Source organism: uncultured Sphingomonas sp. (assembly GCF_913777625.1).
GTDB lineage: Bacteria > Pseudomonadota > Alphaproteobacteria > Sphingomonadales > Sphingomonadaceae > Sphingomonas.
This window is the reverse complement of record NZ_CAJYTI010000020.1, coordinates 142,955-161,042: the sequence shown is the minus strand read 5'-3', so window position 1 is coordinate 161,042 and position 18,088 is coordinate 142,955. Positions and strand designations below refer to the sequence as shown.

The following is an 18,088-nucleotide window of genomic DNA, read 5'->3' as shown; positions in this document are numbered from 1 at the left end:
AAAGAAACTTCTTGCGGTCCCCTCGGTCCATTTCCCTCCTTGTCGCTCCGTCTCACGGGGCCGGCGTGCGATGATCGGCCCTGCGATCGGTGCGATGCTGTTCGTCCCGCCGGTGGCGCCGGCACTCGCCACCGCCGTCTGGACCGCGCAGTTGCAGAGCGCTCAGCACAGCGCGCTGATGATTGCGACGGAGGAAGTGGCGGCGGCGGTCTCCGAAGCGGGGATGGAAGAGGGGGAAGAGATCGTCGTCTCCGGCCGCCATCGTTCGACCCCGGGGGATCCGCTGGAAAAGGTCAACGCGATTTCGTTCAAGCTGACCCAGCATATCGACGACGCGATCACCGAGCCGGCGTCGCACGGCTATGTGAAGGTGGTTCCCAAGCCGATTCGCATGGGTCTGCGCAACTTCTTCCGCAATTTGCGGGAGCCGATCGTGGCCGCGAATTTTCTGCTTCAGCTCAAACCGGGCAAGGCGTTCGAGACCGTCGGGCGCTTTGCGGTCAACAGCACGATCGGGCTGGGCGGCACGATCGACATGGCCAAGCGCTGCCCGTTCAATCTGCCGCTGCGCGACAACCGCTTCTCGGACACGCTCGGATTTTACGGCGTGAAGCCGGGGCCCTATGTCTATGTGCCGGTCGCCGGCCCGACCACCGTGCGCGACATCGTCGGCGGCTTCGTCGACTTCTTCGCCTCGCCCTTCGCCATCGGCGGGCCGTTCCGCTCGCGTGCCTATGTGATCAGTTCGGCAACGATCCGCATCCTCGACCGCCGCGACCAGAAGGACGAGATGCTTCGCCACGTCGAGGCGACCGACGACGCCTATGCCGCGCGGCGCGACCTGTTCCTCCAGCGCCAGCGCGAGCGGGTGGAGACGCTGCACGCGATGGGGCAGCCGGTCGAGCAGCCGCATCGTTGCCGGCGCAAGGCGCCCCCAGCCGCCGCCGGGACGCCGCCGCCTAGCCTGTGATCTCCTTGGCGATCTGGCGCACCGTTTCCTGAATCACCCCGCCGCGCCGCGCGTCGCCCTTGGTCATCGAGGAGAGGAAGCCCTTGGCCTGGGCGAGCGTGAGGTGCGGCGGGAAGGGCGCGACGTCGGGGTCGGTTTTCACCTCCAGCACCACCGGTCGATCGGCGCGCAGGGCCGCGTCCCAGGCATCGCCCAGCGCCTCGGGCGTGTCGACATGGATGCCCTGCAGGTCGATCAGCTCGGCGAACCGGGCGTAGGGGACATCGGGAATGTCCTGCGTGGTGGGGAAGCGCGGATTGCCTTCCATGATGCGTTGCTCCCAAGTGACTTCGTTCAGATCCTGATTGTTGAAGACGCAGACGATGAAGCGAGGATCCGCCCAGCGTTTCCAATATTTGGCGACGGTGATCAGTTCGGCCATGTTGTTCATCTGCATCGCGCCGTCGCCGACGAGCGCGATCACCGGCCGATCGGGATGGGCGAACTTGGCGCCGATCGCATAGGGCACCGCCGCCCCCATCGACGCGAGCCCGCCCGATAGCGACGCGCGCTGCCCCGCCTGCACGCGATAGTCGCGCGCATACCAGTTGGCGCAGGAACCCGAATCCGAGGTGACGATCGCGTTCGCCGGCAGCCGCGGCGACATCTCCCACACCACGCGCTGCGGATTGACCGGCTTGGCCTCCGCCATGGCGCGTTCCTCGATCGTCTTCCACCATTTGGTGACTTCGTGCGCGATGCCTTCCTGCCAGCTGCGATCTTCCTTGCGCTGGAGGAGGGGGAGCAGCGCGTTCAGCGTCTCGACTGCGCCGCCATGGAGGTTGCACTCCACCGGATAGCGCAGGCCGAGCATCGCGGGGTCGATGTCGATCTGCACCGCGCGGGCCTGTCCCTCCTTGGGCAGGAACTCGGCCCAGGGAAAGCCGGTGCCGATCATCAGCAGCGTGTCGCATCCCGCCATCATGTCGGACGAGGGCTTGGTGCCGAGCAGCCCGATCGTGCCCGTGACGAAGGGCAGGTCGTCCGGCAGCACATCCTTGCCGAGCAGTGCCTTGGCGATACCGGCGCCCAGCGTGTCGGCCAGTTCGACCAGCAGCGTCTCGGCCCCGCGTGCACCCGCGCCGATCAGGATGGCGACCTTCTTGCCGGCATCGAGGATCTCGGCGGCCTGGGCGAGGGCGCTGGCCGGGGGCACGACCTGGGGCCGGACATAGCCGGGGCCGGAGCGGGTAAAGCCATGCTGGAGCGGCGGGGCTTCATAGGCTTCGTCCTGCACGTCCTTGGGCAGCACCACGGCGGTCACGTCGCGATTGGCGATGGCGATGCGGATCGCGCGATCGGTGACATGGCCGAGCTGGGCGGGCGCGGAGACTTCCTGGACATAGCCGCACACGTCCGAGAACAGCCGGTCGAGGTTGAACTCCTGCTGGTAGCTCGCGCCGCGTACGGTGGTCTCCGCCTGACCGGCGATGGCGAGCAGCGGCACATGGTCGAGCTTGGCGTCGTACATGCCGGTCACCAGATGCGTGGCCCCGGGCCCGCCGGTGGAGAGGCATACCCCCAGCTCACCGGTGAACTTGGCATGGGCCGAGGCCATGAAGGCGGCCATTTCCTCGTGCCGCACCTGGATGAACTCGATGCCGTCGCCTTCCGCTTCGGCCCGCTGGAGCGCGCCGAGCACGCCGTTGATGCCGTCGCCCGAATAGCCATAGATGCGCGTCACGCCCCAGGCCTTGAGCCGCTCCACGAAAAAGTCGCTCGTCTGCTTCGCCATCTGCCGTCTCCTGAAGATGGCGGGCTAACGGACGGGGAAGGCGATGGTTCAGGACGAATCGCTCCTCCCCCTTGAGGGTGGGGCAATCGCATATGAAGCAAGGGTCAGCGACATTTCAGAGAACCACCGTCATTCCCGCGAAGGCGGGAATCCATTGCCCTCGGCGCGGGGGGCATGATCCTCGGCATCAGCGCCAATGGATCCCCGCCTTCGCGGGGATGACGGACACGTTTGCCCATTAGCGATTGCCCTCCCTTCCAGGGGAGGACCGGGGTGTCCTGCCGACAGGCTTGCAGGCCCATGGGAAAGACGAGTACCTGCTCTGCAGCCTATCCCATTGAGTTTCCTTATGCCGCCAAGCCAGAATCGCGGGAAGCCGTCGCTTCCTCTCTATGCCGGCCTTGCTGCCCTGCTCGTGTTGCCCTTCGGTGCCGACACGGTGCTGCCGCTCGGCACCGCGACCTGGGCGGGGTATCTGCTGCCGACGGTCATCGCCTATGTCGCAGGTCGGCCGGTGGTACCGCTGGTGGTGGCGGCGATCGCGACCCTGCTCAACTTCGCGGGCTTCACCCTGGCGCCGCCGGGTGTCGATCCCTCGATCGTCCTGGTCAACCGGATCCTGGGCACGGCGATCATCTGGATTCTGGCGGGCATCGGCTTCGCCTTCATCCGCAACCGGCTGGCGATCCAGCGCGAGGAGTGGCTGCAGTCCGGCCAGGTAGGGCTGGCCAAGGCCGTGGCGGGCGAACTCCCGCTCGACGAACTGGCAACGGCGGCATTGCGGTTTCTCGCGGACTATACCGGCGCGCAGGCGGGCGCGATCTTCGTGCGCGATCCGAGCGGCGCCGGGTTCCGCCGTCGCGGCACCTATGCGGTGCCGGGCGACGCGCCGCTTCCCGAATGGATCAAGCCCGGCGAGGGGCTGCTCGGCCAGGCGATCGCGGACCGGCGCCAGTTCGTGCTGGACGACGTGCCGGACGGCTATCTCTATTACGGCTCGGGCCTCGGCCAGGCGCAGCCGCGCACGCTGCTGATCGATTGTACCGAGGCGGACGGCGAAGTAAACGGCGTCCTCGAACTCGGCTTCCCCGCCGCGACCGACCCCAGGGCGCAGACGCTGCTGACGCGGATCAGCGGGCAACTCGGCGTCTCGATCCGATCGGGCAAATATCGGGCCCGCCTGCGCGAGCTGCTGGAGGAGACGCAGAAACAGGCCGAGGAACTCCAGGTTCAGAGCGAGGAACTGCGCGTCAACAATGACGAACTGGAAGCGCAGAGCCGCCAGCTGCAGGACACCGCCGCCCGCCTGGAGGCGCAGCAGAGCGCGCTCGAGCAGAGCAATGCCGAGCTGGAGGCGCAGACCCGCGCGCTGGAACTCCAGCGCGACGAACTCGCCCGCGCCCAGACCGCGCTCGAACACCAGGCCGCCGATCTGGAACAGGCCAGCCGCTACAAGTCCGAATTCCTGGCGAACATGAGCCACGAGCTGCGTACCCCGCTCAACTCGCTGCTGATCATGGCGCGGCTGCTCGCGGAGAACCGCGCGGGCAATCTCAGTCCCGATCAGGTCCGCCATGCCGAGACGATCGAGACGTCGGGCAATGACCTGCTCACGCTGATCAACGACATTCTCGACATCTCGAAGATCGAGGCGGGCAAGCTGGAGCTCCAGCCGCGCCGCATCCGCATCGCCCCGGTGCTCGACAAGCTGAAGGCGGTGTTCGCCGCCTCCGCCACCGCCAAGGGGCTCACCTTCCGCACCGAGCAGGCGAGCGGCGCGCCGGGCGAGATCGAGACCGATCCGCAGCGGCTGGAGCAGGTGCTAAAGAACTTCCTGTCGAACGCGATCAAGTTCACCGCCAAGGGCGAAGTGTCGCTGGGGGTATCCCGGCGGCCGGACGGGCGGGTGGCCTTCACGGTGCGGGACACCGGCGTCGGCATTCCCGCCGAGCAGCAGCAGGTGATCTTCGAGGCCTTCCGCCAGGCCGACGGCACCGTCAGCCGCAAATATGGCGGCACCGGCCTCGGCCTGTCGATCTCGCGCGAACTGGCGCGGCTGCTCGGCGGCGAGGTGATGGTGGAGAGCGTGCCGGGCGAAGGCAGTGCCTTCTCGCTCGTGCTGCCCGATGCCTACGATCCGGCGCTGGTGCAGGCGCCCGCACCGCTGTCGAGCCCCGCGCCGGTCAAGCCGCAGCCCTCCAACCCCAAGCCGGGCCGCCGTCGCAGTACCGAGCCGTGCGAGGACGATCGCGAGACGCTGTCGGGGGCCTCGCGCCTGATCCTGATCGTCGAGGACGATCCCGTCTTCGCGCGCATCCTATGCGACATCGCGCACGAGCAGGGCTTCCAGTGCCTGATCGCCGGAACTGCCGACGAAGGCGCGCTGCTCGCCCGGCAATATGTGCCGAACGCGGTGATCCTCGACATGAACCTGCCGGACCATACCGGCCTGTCGGTGCTCGACCGGATCAAGCGCGACGTGCGCACACGACACATCCCGGTGCATGTCGTCTCGGTTGACGACGACAGCCAGGCGGCGTTGTCGAGCGGCGCCGTCGGCTATCTGTTCAAGCCGGTGAAGCGCGAGCAACTGGTCGACATGCTGGAAGGGCTGGAGGCCCGCATGGCGCAGCGGATGCGCCGTGTGCTGGTGGTGGAGGATGACGCCCAGCAGGCGGAGAGCGTCAAGGCACTGCTCGCCTCACGCGAGGTGGAGACGGTGGAGGCGCATTCCGCCGCGCAGACCGTGGAACTGCTCGGGCAGGACACGTTCGATTGCATGGTGCTCGATCTCAACCTGCCCGACGCCTCGGGCCTCGACCTGCTCGACCGGCTGAGCGAGGACGACAGCGTCGGCTTCCCGCCGGTGATCGTCTATACCGGCCGCGACCTCAGCCAGGACGAGGAGCTGCGGCTCCGCAAATATTCCAAGTCGATCATCGTCAAGGGCGCCAAGTCGCCCGAGCGGCTGCTCGACGAGGTGACGCTGTTCCTCCACCAGGTGGTTTCCGAGCTGCCCGAGCCGCAACAGGCGCTGATCGCCAAGTCGCTGGGCCGCGACGCCGCGCTGGAAGGCCGCTCGATCCTGGTGGTCGAGGACGACATCCGGAACGTTTATGCACTGACGAGCATTTTCGAGCCCCATGGGGTCAAGGTTCGCATCGCCCGCAATGGCCGCGAGGCGCTGCACGCGCTGGAGGAGTCCGCGCGTCACCGCAGTGACCCGGTTGATCTGGTGTTGATGGACGTGATGATGCCGGAGATGGACGGCCTCACCGCCACGCGCGAGATCCGCAAGCAGCCCTGGGGCAAGACGCTGCCGATTCTGATGCTTACCGCCAAGGCGATGGCGCGGGACCAGCAGGAATGCCTCGACGCCGGCGCCAACGACTATCTCGCCAAGCCGCTCGACATCGACAAGCTGCTGAGCCTGGTGCGCGTGTGGATGCCCCGGTGATCGACAACGTCTTCCCGCCGCACGAAGAGATCGAGCTGGACCTGTTGCTCGAGGCGATCTGGCGGCACTACCAGTATGATTTTAGAGGCTATGCGCGCGGCTCGCTGCACCGGCGGATGGAGCGGGCGTGCCATCGCTTCGGCTGCGCGGGGCTGTCGCAGCTCCAGCACCGGCTGCTGCGCGAGCCGGCGGTGTTCGCCGAGTTGATGGGCTTTCTCACCATTCAGGTGAGCGAGATGTTCCGCGATCCCGCCTATTTCCATGCGCTGCGCGAAAGGGTGGTGCCGCACCTGCGGACCTGGCCGTCGCTCAAGGTGTGGATCGCGGGCTGCGCCAATGGCGAGGAATTCTATTCGCTCGCCATCCTGTTCCGCGAAGAAGGGCTGGAAGAGCGGACGATCTTCTACTGCTCGGACATCAGCCCGGCGGCCCTCGCCAAGGCGGAAGCCGGCATTTTCGATCTTCAACGCATCCCGCAATTCACCGAGAACCACCGGCTATCCGGCGGACGTAGCTCTCTTTCCGATTATTATACGGCGGCCTATGGTGGCGCGGTGTTCGACAAGAGCCTTCGCGCCCGCGCCGTGTTCGCGGAGCATAGTCTCGCCACCGATCAGGTGTTTGCCGAGGTGCAGCTGGTGTCGAGCCGGAACGTGCTGATCTATTTCGATCGCGGCTTGCAGGATCGTGCGCTCGGGCTGTTCGGGGAATCGCTGGTGCGCGGCGGTTTCCTCGGGCTGGGCTCGCGCGAGACGCTGCGCTTCTCGCGCCATGCGGCGGCGTTTAGCGACTTTGATGCGGTTGAAAGGATCTACCGCCGCAACACCACCGAACTGCAGGCGCTGGCCGATGCGTGAGCCGGTGAAAGTCCTTGCCGTCGACGATGTGCCGGAGAACCTGATCGCACTGGAAGCCCTGCTGGCGGAGGAGGGGCTGGAGCTGCTCACCGCCGCCTCGGGCATGGAGGCGCTGGAGCTGCTGCTGGTGCACGACGTGGCACTCGCCCTGCTCGACGTGCAGATGCCGGCCATGGACGGGTTCGAGCTGGCCGAGCTGATGCGCGGCACCGAGCGCACCCGCCGGGTACCGATCATCTTCCTGACCGCGGTGGCCACTGACGAGCGGCGCCGTTTCCGCGGATACGAAACCGGCGCGGTCGATTACCTGCTGAAGCCGGTCGATCCCCAGATCGTTCGGAACAAGGTGGAGATCTTCGTCGAACTGGCCCGCCAGCGGCAGGAGATCGCCCGCCAGCGCGATCGTCATGCCGCCGCACTGGCCCGGCTGAATGCGCATCGCGACAATTCGCCGCTCGCCATCGTCGAGTTCGATGCCGGGCAGCGGATCATCGCCTGGTCCGCGGGCGCCGAGCGGATGTTCGGCTGGCGCGCGGCGGAAGTGTCCGGCCTGCGTCCGTCCGAGCTGGAATGGCTCGACGACCAGCATGCCGCCTTGTTCGATACCATGATCTGCGGGATGATCGAAGGCGCGCGGGTGCGGGACATGCGGCTGCTGCGGATGCGCACGGCGGTGGGCGTAACGCTCGATTGCGAGGTCTATGGCTCGGCGCTGCTCGGTGCCGAGGGCGCGCTGCTCTCGGTCAACACCCAGATCCTCGACGTCACCGATCGGATACGTGCCGAGCAGACCCAGCGGCTGCTGATCGGCGAACTCAACCACCGGGTGAAGAATACGCTTGCCTCGGTACAGGCGATCGCCACCCAGACGCTGCGCCATTCCTCGGGGCCGTCGGATTTTGCGCCGACCTTTATCGGCCGGATCCATGCGCTGGCGCGCGCGCACGCATTGCTCAGCAGCACGACCTGGCAGGGCGCGAGCCTGCAGGAACTGGTCGAAGGCCAGCTCCAGACCGGCACGATCGACCCGGCGCGATTCGAGACCGGCGGGCCGGCGGTGGACCTGGCGCCGGAGCCAGCACTCCATCTGGCACTGGTGCTCCACGAACTCGCGACCAACGCGCACAAATATGGCGCGCTGTCGGCGACCGACGGGCGGGTGGCGCTGCATTGGGACGTGCGCGGCGGCGTGCTCGAACTCGATTGGCAGGAACGGGGCGGACCGGACGTGGGCCCCCCGACGCGGCGTGGGTTCGGCACCGCGCTGATCGAACGCAGCCTGAAGGCGGAAGGCGGCAGCGCAGTACCCAGCTATGGGGCAGGGGGCGTCGGTTGGAAGCTCTCCATTCCCTATGCCAGCGCGGTCCGGCTCCGCGGGGAGGCGCGCCCGGTTCGCCCGTCGCTGCCAACGCTGCCCATGGACGGGCAATCAGGACTAGCCGGCAAGCGGGTACTGATCGTCGAGGACGAGCCGATGGTCGCGCTCGAGCTGGCGACGATCCTGGGCGACGCCGGGATGGCGGTGACGGGGCTGGCCGCCACGGCGGAAGAAGCCATGGCGGCGATCGCGGCCACCGCGGCCGATGCGGTCCTGCTCGACGGCAATCTGCAGGGCGCGCTGGTCGACGATGTCGCCGCGGCGCTGGTCGCCCGCAACATCCCGTTCCTGTTCGTCAGCGGCTATGGCCGCGAGCACCTGCCGATCGGGCTGGATACGGTGATGGTAATCGAAAAGCCGTTCGATCCGCGCAGGCTGCTCGCGGCGCTCCAGCGGCTGGTCGTCGTGGAGGCCTGACCTGCTCAGGCAGAATCGCGGACGATCAGTTCCGGCAGCATCGCGACCGATCCGACATTCTTGCCCGCGATCCGCGCCAGCAGCAGCTCGACCATCAGATCCGCGCCATACGCCACGTCCTGGCGAATGGTAGTGAGTGCGGGCGAGGTGTAGCCGGCAAGCAGAATGTCGTCATAGCCGACGACGGCGACGTCGGTCGGCACCTTCAGGCCGCGATCGGCGAGCGCCCGGATCGTGCTCATCGCGATCACATCGGAGGCCGCGAGCACGCCGTCCGGCGCAGGGTTCGACTCCAGATAGGCGCGCATTTCCTGATAGGCGTTTTCGACGGTCAGGTGAATCGGCACCACCGTGTCCTGCACGCCCTGCGCTTCGGCGATGACGCCGTGGAAGCCCTTGTAGCGATCGGCGAACTCCGGGACGTCTGGGTTGCCGAGAAATGCGAGCCGCTTGCAGCCGCGCGCGATCAGGTGGCGCGCCGCCAGTTCGCCGCCGGTCAGATTGTCCGTTCCCACCGTGATCTGGTTCGAGCCGAGTCGCGCAGCGCCCCACACCACCATGCGGGCATATTCGCTGGCGACGCGTTCGATCACGTCGATCTGGTCCGACTGACCGATCAGGAGGATGCCGTCGACTCGTCCGGACGCGATGATGTCGTCGAGCCACTCGGGACCCTGCGGCACGATGCGCGACAGGAACAGGTCATAGCCCCGCCGGGTCAGCGCGTCGGCAAGGCCGCCGAGCAGCCCCATGAAGAACGGATCGGACAGTGCCTGATCCACCTCATGCCCCAGCGGTACCACCACGCCGATCGCACCGGTACGCTGCTTGCGCAGCGCGCTCGCCGTCTGGTTGAGGCGGAAACCGTGTTCCCGTGCCAGCGCGACGATACGCTCGCGCGTGCCACGAGCGACACGGGGGTGATTAGATAAGGCGCGCGAGGCGGTCGAAACCGAGACACCCGCAATCTTTGCCAGTTCGACCAGGCCCACAGACTTCAATTGCGTCGCCCCCCGTCGGACTTGTTCTGTCAGCGCTGACAGTAACGCGTCTATGCGGTTTGTGAAACACCAACCTTCATCAAAGGCGGTTCAGACCAGCCATCCTTGCCATTTTCGATCCGTCCGGCAATTCGTCGGCGGTAACCGGTCGCATCTGGGCTGGCCAGAACGAGGTCGTACCAGCCGCCGGTCTCGTCGAGCGAGACGCGCATTTCCGCAGGGGAAACAGGGCCGTCGCGGTGAATATGGAAGTGGCGAGGCCAGCGTGCGACGAACCCTTGGGGCGCCGAAACGCGTAGCTCGGGCGAGGCGCTGGGTAGTTGCTCCCAGCGAACGGCGCCGGCATGGACCGCGCCCTTTCCAGCGAAATGACGATGGAAGCCGTTGGGGCCGAGCAGCCAGAGATCGTAGCGCCCATCCGAATCGAGCGGCCATTCGGCGATCATCGTACCGCCCTTCGCCAGCGTGAAGCGGCGCGGAAGGGCATCGGGACGCAGTCGGTCGTAGACCTGCACGACGGCCGGCGCGCCGGGGCAGACAAACTGCAAGCCGATCGCGCGCGCATCCAGCGCCGCTTCGTGAACCTCGAGCGCATAGGGCAGCGCCCGGGCGCGGCGAACGCCGGGCTCCTGCGCCGGGGCGGCGCCGGCCGCCGCCGGCGCGCTTGGCTCGGGCTGGCTGGGCAGCGCAGCCGCGCGAACGGCGAGGGGGCGCGGGTCCGGCAGCGCGATCGTGGCGGGCCGGTTCGGGCCGCGAAAATCAAAGGCGCTGGTCAGGTCGCCGCATACCGCGCGCCGCCAGGCGGAGATGTTGGGCTCGGTGACGCCGAACCGCGCCTCGAGGAAACGGATGACCGAGGTGTGGTCGAACACCTGCGAATTGACCCAGCCGCCGCGGCTCCACGGCGATACGACATAGCAGGGCACCCGTGGGCCCAGGCCGTAAGGGCGGCCGATCAATTCCGGCCGCTCGGATTTCGCATCGGCGACACTCGGTACGTGGTGATATTCTCCCTCGGTGCTGATCTGGGAAGCGCCGGCGAGGCCGCCGGGAGCAGCCGGGTCGATCGAGGGCGGGGCAGGCGGCGGCACATGGTCGAAAAAGCCGTCATTTTCGTCGAAATTGACGATCAGCACGGTGCGGGCCCAAACGTCCGGATTGGCGGTAAGCGCGTCGATCACGGCGGCGGTGTAGGCGGCGCCCTGTGCCGGGCTGGAGGGAGCGGGATGCTCGCTGCCCTTGGCATCGGCGATCACCCAGGAAACCTGCGGCAGGCGGCCGGCCAGGACATCGGCACGCAGTTGATCCACGCCATGAGTGGTCAGCGCCCGTTCGTGCAGCGGCGATCCCGGCTTTGCCTCGCGATAGGCGGCGAACCCGACCAAAGGGTTGTCGGTAAAATTGTCCGCCATGTCCTGATAGATTCGCCAGTCGATGCCGGCCGCCTGCAGGCGCTCCGGATAGGTGGTCCAGCGATAGGAGTCCGGATAGCCGCCCTTTTCCGGCAGCTCGTCGTGCGAATTGCCGATCGCCGGGCCGCCGCGCATGCCGCTGGGATCGTTGGTGCCGGTCCACAGAAACAGCCGGTTGGTATTGGTGCCGGTGTGCACGGCGCAGTGATAGGCGTCGCAGATCGTGAAATTCTCGGCCAGCGCGAACTGGAAGGCGAGGTCTTCACGGGTATAGTGGCCCATCGCCCGCTCGGTCTTGGCGGTGGCCCAGCGGCGCATCCGCCCCTCGTCCCAGGCGGCCTGGGCGTCCGGCCAGCTGTGCGGGGTGCCGGCGACGCGCATCAGCTCGAAATGCGCCTTGGTCGAAAGGTGGAACGGCGCGACGAGCCGCCCGTCGGTGGCTTCCTGCGCCCAGATGCTCCGGCCGTTCGGCAGCGGCACGGTCAGCGGATCGCTAAAGCCGCGCACGCCCTTCAGCGTGCCGAAATAATGGTCGAAGCTGCGATTTTCCTGCATGAGGATCACGACATGCGCGACGTCGGCAATCGTGCCGCTGCGGACATCGGCGGCGATAGCGGCAGCCCGCGCGATCGAGGCAGGAAGCGCCGAAGCTGCCGCTGCCTGTGCACCCGCGGCCAGGAACCGCCGCCGTGTCGTACCACCCGTCATGTCCGTCTATACCCCTGTCCCCGAAGCATTGATGCGGTCCGGTGAAGCAGTCGGATGACGGAATGATGACGCCAGGCGCGCCTGCAACGGCAAAATGCCGTCAACTACCTCATCGTGCACGCGGCGGGCTCAGCGCGTGCTTGCGAGTCCCGTGCGCGCGGGGGGCGGGGCGAGCCGCCGACGCTCGGGCGCATCGGCTGCGGACCGGCTGCGGCGCTTGAGCTGCACGACGCCGCCGCGCCACTCCAGCACCTCGTCGCGGCGCATGCTTTGCAGGGTGCGGTTGACGTGCACGCTGGTGAGGCCAAGCGCGTCCGCCAGTGTTTCCTGGGTAAGCGGCATGGCGAAACTGTCCGGGCCGGCGCGGCGGGCGAGCATCAGCCGCTCGTGCATCTCTGTCAGCCAGTCGTGAATGCGCTCATAGGCGCTCATCCGGCCAAGCCGGGCGATCTGGCGCAGTAGATAGGTCTCGTCCAGTGCGGCGCTCGCGGCATAGGCCTCGCGCAGCCCGTCTTCTTCGGAACCGGCAGCCGGGGCGGGGCAGAGCAACGCGTCGCACAGGGCCGTGATCGTGCACGGTGCCACGGGCTGCACCGTGCGGGGCTCCTGGATGACGTCGCCCGGTACAAGGAAACTCAGTATCTGCCGCCTACCGTCGCTGAACAGCTTCACCCGGCCCAGCCATCCCTCCAGAACGATCAGCGGACCGTTGGTTCGCTGCCCGGCGAGCATCAGGTCCCGCGATGCTGCCACCCGGTGCGGCATTTCCGTAGCCAACCGCAAGGCCCGGCGCGCATCGTCGCTAAGGAAAGCAAAGGCGCCAAGTCGACTGGATGCAGCCGCCTCCGCGGGGGGAAGATGGTTCAGCATGATCGACGGCAAACGCGCCGCACCGAACGGAGTTCAACACGAGCGCATTAACAAGGATCAATCAGCGACAATAGACTTTGGCAAGATCAGGGTGCAATCGATCCCGCCTGGAAGCAGAGCGAAGTGCGAGATGGCCCCCAGCTGCTGCGGCAATACATGCTCTACCATGTATTTTCCAAATCCATTTCGGCGGGTATCTGCCGATTGTACGATCGGTACGCCGCGTTCGCGCCAGGATAATTCTACATGATTTGGCGCTAATAGCCACTGGAGTCGCAAAGCAGAATTGCGACCGACGCCACCAAGCGCACCGAACTTGATCGAGTTTGTCGTCCATTCCTCCAGCATCAGCCCAAGCAATACTGCCGCAGCGGCGCGAACGCGCAATATCGGCCCGCCGACCGTGATGCCGGTACCGGCGGCGAAGAGAAACGCGCGCAGCGCGTCACAAGCCAGCAGTTCGAGATCGAGCGCGCTTGCCTGGCTTGCGGCAATATCCACTGCGCGTACCGCCTCCAGGCGCCCTCGCCGATGCGCCGCAGGATCATGCCCGGTTGCCGCTTCTGCGAGGTCCGCCGCATATTGCGCCTCGACCAGGCGATAGGGAAGGTCGTCCCCGGCGTCTGCCGTCCACGCGCAAGGGTTTGGAGTGAACCTATATGGTTCCGGATGAACGCCCGTATCGGCATTGCTCTTCAAGGGTTTCTCCACCCGGCACCACTCCTTCCGCCGGTACCAATCCCGGGCCCCGGTGCCGCGTCCCGGGGACTTGCGGCTGACGAGGGACGCGGCAGTGCGGGGATAGCCCGCTTTCCGGCGTAGGGAGCTACGGCATTGGGGACAGGGTGGATGCGTCGGGTGGAGAATCGGCGCCCGCTTATTCCGCTGCCGCCTCCAGCAAACCGGGTTCGGCGACCGGCGCGGCCATCGCCCGGGCGAACCACGCGCAGGTCCGCTCCAGTCCTTCCGCCAGCGGTACCATAGGCGCCCAGCCGAGCAGATCGCGCGCCCGGGTGATGTCCGGCTTGCGGCGACGGGGGGCGTCCGTCGGAAGCGGATGATACTCGATTGCAATTGGCGTGCCGGTAAAGGCAGCGACCTGTCCGGCCAGTTCGGCCACGGTGATTTCGTGGGGATTCCGAGGTTTATCGGCTCCATTCTCATACTATCGCTATTCATTAGCAGAACAAGCCCTCGTACGAGGTCGGAGACGTAGCAGAAACTGCGCGTCTGGCTGCCGTCGCCGTAGAGTGTCAGCGAACGTCCGGAAAGCGCCTGGACGATGAGGTTCGACACCACGCGGCCGTCATCGAAATGCATGTGCGGGCCATAGGTGTTGAAGATGCGCGCCACGCGGACTTCGGCGCGCCCGGTGCGACAGAAATCATAGGTAAGGGCCTCGGCAGCGCGCTTGCCTTCGTCATAGCAGGCGCGCGGGCCGGTGCAGCTGATCCAGCCGCGATAGTCCTCGCGCTGGGGGCGGATTTCCGGGTCGCCATAGACTTCCGAGGTCGAGGTCAGCAGAAACCGCGCGCCCGCTTGCGAGGCGAGCCGCAGCAGGCGATCCGTGCCAACCACGTTGGTTAGCATCGTGTGCTCCGGATCGACCTGGTATTGCGGCGGGGAGGCGGCAGAGGCGAGATTGTAGATCTGCTTGAACCGGGGGGGCGCTCGCGGATCGTCGCCGGCAGCTCGTCGACGATGTCGCCGCGGACGAATTCGAAGCCGGGGCGGCCCTCCAGCTCATCCAGATTGGATCTATTGGAGGTCTGGAGATTGTCCAAGCACACCATCTGTTCGCCGCGATCGAGCAGTTCGGCGCACAGATGCGATCCGATAAAGTCTGCGCCCCCGGCGATCAGGATCAGCGACGGGTCTTGGTTGCGCGGCATGGCGGCGTTCCTCTCCTGGCACCCCGTCCGGTGGCGCGCGCGTGCTTCGTTGAGATGGGTTTCGAGCTCGGCGGCGCGGTGGCGGGCATCCTGGCCCTCGAACAGCCGTCGCCGCGCGCCGGTGCCGATCGCGACGGCATCGCGGTTCAGCGCCGCGATCGCCTCCTCGGTCGCCCCGGCGAGCAGGATTTCCTCGTCCGGCACGAACAGGCTTTCGATGCCGGCGCAGCGATCGGACAGGATCGGCGTGCCGCAGGCCGCCGCCTCGAACAGTCGCACCGACGGCGACCAGCCGGCGGCGATCATGTCCGCGCGGGTGACGTTCAGCGTCATTCGTGAGGCGGAATAGAAGCCGGGATGCTCGGCCGGCGGCAGATGCTCGATCCGCTCGACATTGGCGGGCCAGTCGATGCTGCCCGGATATTGCGGGCCGGCGACGGCGAAGCGCTTGTCCGGGCAGCGGCGGGCGGGTTCGAGCAGCAGCGCCTCCAGCGTCGGCTGGCGATCGGGGCTGTAGGTGCCGAGATAGCTGAGGTCCCAGCGCTTCGGCACGTCGATCGGGCGATAGGCGTCGGTAGCCACCGAGCAGTAGAGCGCCCGGGCGGCCGGGCTGCCCAGGTCGCGCTCGATCCGGCCGAGCGTTGGCCCGCCGGTGAAGCTCAGATACAGGTCATAGCCGGGGATCAGCGCCGTGCTGAGATAGGCGCAGTCGCCGCGCGCGAGCGCCGCAAGCGTGACCGGGGTATCGATGTCGTAAAACGCGGTCACGCCGCGCGTAGTGCCCTGTACGAACGGACCGACCTCTATCCCATCCGGTACAAAGGAGCCGACGATCACTGTGTCGGCCTCCGCGATCGTCTCGCGCCAGCGATCCAGATCGGCGAGTGAGCGATAATATTCCAGCCGGCAGAAATCGGGATCGGCGAGATCGCGGTGGGCGCCGGAAGACCAGGGCACCTCGCGTTCGAGCAACAGCACGTCATGCCCCCGCGCGGCAAAGGCGCGGAGCAGCGCGCGATAGGTGGTGGCGTGGCCATTGCCCCAGGAGGAGTCGAGGCTGAGGCCGAGGACGATCAGCTTCATGCGGCTTTCCTTTGCGGGGCTGGTGGGATTTGAGGATCTGGTCGACCTGCGTACCGCGAAGGTCGTAGCTGTGCTCGGCCAGAACGCGGGCGCGGGCGGCCTCGCCGATCGCGTGGGCGCGCTCGGGCGTGAGGGCGCGCTCGGGCGTGAGGGCGGCGAGATGCTCGGTGACATCCTGCCCGTCGCGGGCGACCAGCACTTCCTGGTCGGGCTTCAGGAACAGTTCGATGCCTTCCCAGGCGTCGGTGATCAGGCAGGCGGCGGCGCCGGCGGCTTCGAACACGCGGGTGGCGGGCGAGAAGCCGATTGCCGCCATGGAATCGCGCGCGACGTTCAGCACCGCCTGCGGGGTGCAGTTGAAGGCGTTGTGATCGGCGGTGCCGACATGGCCGATCGCGCGGACGTTTGCCGGCAGCCCCTTGTCGTGCCAGCCATTGCCGCCGAGCAGGAAGCGCCGCGCCGAGGCCAGGGAAGCGGCGCGAAGGAAGAATTCCTCGATCCTGGCCTCGCGATCGGGCAGCCGGTTGGCGGGCAGCGCGAGGTCGGCGACGAAGCGCGGATCCGCGGGCGCCGGATGGTGGGTTTCGGGGTCGAGCGCGTTGTACACGGGGTTGCATTCCCTGGCGCCCATCGCGGTATAGGCGTCGATCACCGGGGGGCCGCCGCCATAGGTGAGCACCAGATCGATTTCCGGCAGCATCGCGCGCACCGGATGGGCGGGGGCCCCGCGCATCTCGTCCAGCGTCGCGGCGGCATCCACGTCCCAGAAGATGCGCAGCGCGTCGGGGCGAGGGGCGGTGCGCAGGGCCTCGATCAGTTCGCGATCGAACACGCCGACGCCGCTGGCCTTCACCACTACATCGGCGTGCTGCGCCTCGGCGAGGACGCTGCGCAGCCCTTGCTCGGTTGCCGGGTAGACCACGACCTTGACCCAGGCGGGCGGATCGATGTCGCGGTGTAGCTGGCGGTCGAACGCGTCGGGTTCGTAGAAGGTGATGTCATAGCCGCGCCCGGCCGGGGCCTTGAGAATGCCGCGATAATAGGTTGCGGCACCGTTCCAGTAGGAGGAAAGCAGGCTGGATCCGTAGAATGCGATCTTCATGCGGCTTCCTCGGTGTTCAAAGCGTGTGCGGTTGTCGCCTGCGCTCCCCTCCCGCTTGCGGGAGGGGCTGGGACGGGGGAGAGCGGTTGGGCGCGGGGCGACGTATCGGATAGGAGCGCCACGCCAGCCCCTCCCGCAAGCGGGAGGGGAGGTTTCAGGCCGGCGACGATGGCGAGCAGTTCGTCGACGCGGTGGGCGCAACTGTGGCGGCTGCGGATCGTCTCGAGACCATGGGCGACCAGCGAGGCGCGGAGATCGGCGTCGTCGCGGATCGCCAGAAGGTGGCGGGTCATCTCCGCGCCGTCGCGGGCGACCAGATAGTCGGTGCCCGGGCGGAACAGCAGCTCGGCATCGTTCCAGGGGGCGGAGACCAGAGCGATGCCGCAGGCCAGCGCCTCGAAGACGCGGATGGTGGGGATGCCCGGCAGGATCGACGCATAATAGCGGCGCGGCACGTGCACCGTCGCCAAATGCCGAGCGAAGATCTCGGGCGCGTGCGCGTTCGGTGCCCAGCCATGATAGCGCGCGCCGTGCCGGGCGAGCATCGCTCTGGTCTCGTCGGGATAGCGCACGCCGTAAATGTCGAGCGGCAGGGCGGCCTCGGCGGCAGGGCGGAACAGGAAACGCTCCAGCTCCTCGGTCCGCTCGCCGTCCCCCCAATTGCCGATCCAGACCAGCCCTTCGCGATCACCTTCCTGCGCCGACGGCTGGAAGCGGCGCAGATCGGCAGCTTCGTGCCACACCCAGACGCGGTTGCCCCAGCCCCAGCCGCGATAGACTTCCGCCAGCGTTTCGCCAAAGGCGAGCACGCCGTCATAGTCGTTCAGGTCATAGGCCTGCATCGCCGCGGGCTCGCTCACCGCGCGGTGGTGGGTATCGTGGAACAGCAGCGTGAACCGGCCGCCCATCGCCCGCGCATGGCCGATACGGGAAACCAATTTGAGATCGTTCCACTCGTGCACGATCACCAGATCGGCATCCCCGATCATCCCGCCGGCGTGCACACCGGGGTGTAGGTGGAAGAGCGAAGCTCCGGATAGCACTGATGATAGGCCGTCAATCCCGTCTCGCGAGGCGGAAGGCTCGTCCTACTACTGGCATTTCTATCTGGGCCTGATTCGCGACGACCGCAGCCCCAAGCCGGCGGTCGAAATCTATGCCGAACAC

General features: G+C 67.2%; 13 protein-coding genes and 1 pseudogene. 4 read left to right on the top strand and 10 right to left on the bottom strand.

Annotated elements, in window-relative coordinates; all coding sequences use genetic code 11:
• Positions 1–70: 70 nt before the first annotated feature.
• On the top strand, positions 71–970 hold the full coding sequence (locus tag QZ814_RS10700; protein ID WP_294331802.1) for a VacJ family lipoprotein: 900 nt from the start codon (positions 71–73) through the stop codon (positions 968–970).
• On the opposite strand, the gene QZ814_RS10695 is transcribed toward QZ814_RS10700, so the two are convergent.
• Positions 960–2,744, bottom strand: coding sequence for a thiamine pyrophosphate-requiring protein (locus QZ814_RS10695; protein ID WP_294331800.1), 1,785 nt, complete (start codon positions 2,742–2,744; stop codon positions 960–962). The genes QZ814_RS10700 and QZ814_RS10695 overlap by 11 nt on opposite strands.
• A gap of 349 nt (positions 2,745–3,093) precedes the next feature.
• On the opposite strand from QZ814_RS10695, the gene QZ814_RS10690 reads away from it, so the two are divergent.
• From QZ814_RS10690 to QZ814_RS10680, 3 genes are read left to right on the top strand one after another with little or no spacing between them, the layout of a single operon-like run.
• The gene (locus QZ814_RS10690) at positions 3,094–6,201 is read left to right on the top strand and encodes a response regulator (protein WP_294331797.1); all 3,108 of its coding nucleotides are present in this window, start codon (positions 3,094–3,096) and stop codon (positions 6,199–6,201) included.
• On the top strand, positions 6,186–7,058 hold the full coding sequence (locus QZ814_RS10685; RefSeq protein WP_294331795.1) for a CheR family methyltransferase: 873 nt from the start codon (positions 6,186–6,188) through the stop codon (positions 7,056–7,058). Before QZ814_RS10690 ends, QZ814_RS10685 begins: the two co-directional genes overlap by 16 nt.
• On the top strand, positions 7,051–8,853 hold the full coding sequence (locus tag QZ814_RS10680; RefSeq protein ID WP_294331792.1) for a response regulator: 1,803 nt from the start codon (positions 7,051–7,053) through the stop codon (positions 8,851–8,853). Before QZ814_RS10685 ends, QZ814_RS10680 begins: the two co-directional genes overlap by 8 nt.
• 5 nt (positions 8,854–8,858) lie before the next feature.
• Here QZ814_RS10680 and QZ814_RS10675 read toward each other — a convergent pair whose 3' ends face one another.
• The 9 genes and pseudogenes from QZ814_RS10675 to QZ814_RS10640 form a co-directional block, all read right to left on the bottom strand.
• Entirely contained in the window at positions 8,859–9,845 is a 987-nt protein-coding gene (locus tag QZ814_RS10675) for a substrate-binding domain-containing protein (RefSeq protein ID WP_294332590.1), read from the bottom strand.
• Between the two features lie 59 nt (positions 9,846–9,904).
• The gene (locus QZ814_RS10670; RefSeq protein ID WP_294331789.1) at positions 9,905–11,974 is read right to left on the bottom strand and encodes a phosphocholine-specific phospholipase C; all 2,070 of its coding nucleotides are present in this window, start codon (positions 11,972–11,974) and stop codon (positions 9,905–9,907) included.
• A gap of 129 nt (positions 11,975–12,103) precedes the next feature.
• Positions 12,104–12,844 (bottom strand): Crp/Fnr family transcriptional regulator, encoded by a 741-nt coding sequence (locus QZ814_RS10665; RefSeq protein WP_294331786.1) that lies wholly within the window; start codon positions 12,842–12,844, stop codon positions 12,104–12,106.
• Between the two features lie 57 nt (positions 12,845–12,901).
• A complete protein-coding gene (locus QZ814_RS10660; protein ID WP_294331783.1) occupies positions 12,902–13,543 on the bottom strand; it encodes a hypothetical protein in 642 nt (213 codons plus the stop codon).
• A gap of 178 nt (positions 13,544–13,721) precedes the next feature.
• Positions 13,722–13,964: a hypothetical protein gene (locus QZ814_RS19205; protein ID WP_365898516.1), complete on the bottom strand. Its 243-nt coding sequence runs from the start codon at positions 13,962–13,964 to the stop codon at positions 13,722–13,724.
• 77 nt (positions 13,965–14,041) lie between these two features.
• Positions 14,042–14,494 (bottom strand): annotated as a pseudogene (locus tag QZ814_RS19200) (NAD-dependent epimerase/dehydratase family protein); the annotation flags it as partial.
• On the bottom strand, positions 14,428–15,819 hold the full coding sequence (locus tag QZ814_RS19195; protein ID WP_365898514.1) for a glycosyltransferase: 1,392 nt from the start codon (positions 15,817–15,819) through the stop codon (positions 14,428–14,430). The gene QZ814_RS19195 and the pseudogene QZ814_RS19200, both read right to left, overlap by 67 nt.
• Positions 15,716–16,921 (bottom strand): glycosyltransferase, encoded by a 1,206-nt coding sequence (locus tag QZ814_RS10645; protein ID WP_294331781.1) that lies wholly within the window; start codon positions 16,919–16,921, stop codon positions 15,716–15,718. The genes QZ814_RS19195 and QZ814_RS10645 overlap by 104 nt, the downstream gene beginning before the upstream one ends.
• Positions 16,918–17,910: a glycosyltransferase gene (locus QZ814_RS10640; protein ID WP_294331779.1), complete on the bottom strand. Its 993-nt coding sequence runs from the start codon at positions 17,908–17,910 to the stop codon at positions 16,918–16,920. The genes QZ814_RS10645 and QZ814_RS10640 overlap by 4 nt, the downstream gene beginning before the upstream one ends.
• Positions 17,911–18,088 lie beyond the last annotated feature (178 nt).

What these genes read in the sequence shown, in the direction of transcription:
- QZ814_RS10700 (WP_294331802.1), top strand. Translation starts at nt 71, where the DNA reads ATGATCGGCCCTGCGATCGGTGCGATGCTGTTCGTCCCGCCGGTGGCG.
- QZ814_RS10695 (WP_294331800.1), bottom strand. Translation starts at nt 2,744, where the DNA reads ATGGCGAAGCAGACGAGCGACTTTTTCGTGGAGCGGCTCAAGGCCTGG.
- QZ814_RS10690 (WP_294331797.1), top strand. Translation starts at nt 3,094, where the DNA reads ATGCCGCCAAGCCAGAATCGCGGGAAGCCGTCGCTTCCTCTCTATGCC.
- QZ814_RS10680 (WP_294331792.1), top strand. Translation starts at nt 7,051, where the DNA reads ATGCGTGAGCCGGTGAAAGTCCTTGCCGTCGACGATGTGCCGGAGAAC.
- QZ814_RS10670 (WP_294331789.1), bottom strand. Translation starts at nt 11,974, where the DNA reads ATGACGGGTGGTACGACACGGCGGCGGTTCCTGGCCGCGGGTGCACAG.
- QZ814_RS10665 (WP_294331786.1), bottom strand. Translation starts at nt 12,844, where the DNA reads ATGCTGAACCATCTTCCCCCCGCGGAGGCGGCTGCATCCAGTCGACTT.
- QZ814_RS19195 (WP_365898514.1), bottom strand. Translation starts at nt 15,819, where the DNA reads ATGAAGCTGATCGTCCTCGGCCTCAGCCTCGACTCCTCCTGGGGCAAT.
- QZ814_RS10645 (WP_294331781.1), bottom strand. Translation starts at nt 16,921, where the DNA reads ATGAAGATCGCATTCTACGGATCCAGCCTGCTTTCCTCCTACTGGAAC.
- QZ814_RS10640 (WP_294331779.1), bottom strand. Translation starts at nt 17,910, where the DNA reads ATGATCGGGGATGCCGATCTGGTGATCGTGCACGAGTGGAACGATCTC.